A 552-nucleotide genomic window follows, 5' to 3' on the forward strand; every position below is an offset into this window, starting at 1 on the left:
TCGGAATGAAATCTTTTTCGATCAACTCATCATCTCGAATATCGACGCACTTCCGTTGTGTCAATGGTGCGGACCCCGTAACAAAAGCGCCAGTATGGCCTTTTTATCATGTGCCTTATGATGGTTCGGAGTACATATTGAATCGTGCTCAAGGTCTTTTTCCTAGCGCACATTTTATGGCGGAGTACAGTTCTTATACACAGACTGCAACCTGGGATAGCCTTGGCTTTCAAAAGGCAAGCTCCACTTTTAAACGCGTAGTTTTAAACTATGAGAATCGACTTCAAGCCACACCTTCTGCGGATTGGGCAGATAAGATCTCGGCAGCGCTCCTTACGTTGTTAGTTGATGGTGGGGCTGCGGCGTCAGTCTTTGCCCTGCAAAATGTAGGTTCTGCTATTGCTACTATATATGACGCGATTGCTCGTTCAATCGTCAAAATTTCAGAACTCTCTAGCGAATTTTCTGAACGCGTAAAAGGTTTACTTGGCCACATGTTGGTATTTGCGGGGAAAGGTGCAAATATCGCGATCAAATTCACTTATCCCTTTA

At 44.6% G+C, this 552-nt stretch carries 1 pseudogene; it reads left to right on the top strand.

From position 1 onward, the window contains the following. Positions 1–552, top strand: a pseudogene (locus R7044_RS27320) (lipase family protein); the annotation flags it as partial.

The sequence above is a fragment of the Vibrio sp. 1402 genome (assembly GCF_033340275.1).